Raw genomic sequence first — 519 nt, 5'->3', positions numbered from 1 at the left:
CGCAGATCTGCATAGCGGCACAATGCTGGCACCTTGCCAAAACTGTTTCCGCTATCAGAGAAGACCTCCATGGGTGCCTGGCTTAGCAATATCTCGCTGAAATACAAATTCTGGGCGGTCAACGCGGTCGCCTTCGTCACCACTCTGTTGCTGGTGCTGTACGCCGTGCAACTGGAACAGCAGGCGCGCAGCCACGCGGCGCAGGCCTCCGCCCAAGCCCAGGCACAATTGCTCAAGGCCTGGCCGACCGGGCAGGCATTGCCCAAGGCTGATCAGATTCTGACCTTCAAACGCGGGGAAGCGCCGCGCCTCAACGATCAGCCGGTGCTGGAGATCAGTGACAACAACGGCTGGAACGAAATCAATCACCTGCCATTGTTCGGCAATAACCCGTTAATGGGCGCCGAAGTGTTCAGCCGTGCCGACGGCCAGCAGGTGGCAGTCATTGCCTATGGTCCAAGCCTGGCGCAAGTGTTCAGTGAACGTTTTGCCAACTACGCGGTGGCAGTGTTCATCCTG

General features: G+C 58.6%; 1 pseudogene. It reads left to right on the top strand.

Features of this window, described 5'->3' with window-relative positions:
- Positions 1 to 69 precede the first annotated feature (69 nt).
- Positions 70 to 519: pseudogene (locus tag HT737_RS29405) on the top strand (methyl-accepting chemotaxis protein); the annotation flags it as partial.

Source organism: Pseudomonas sp. MD195_PC81_125 (assembly GCF_014060985.1).
GTDB lineage: Bacteria > Pseudomonadota > Gammaproteobacteria > Pseudomonadales > Pseudomonadaceae > Aquipseudomonas > Aquipseudomonas parakoreensis.
The sequence above is the reverse complement of the archived record's forward strand: the minus strand, read 5'-3'. Positions and strand labels throughout refer to the sequence as shown.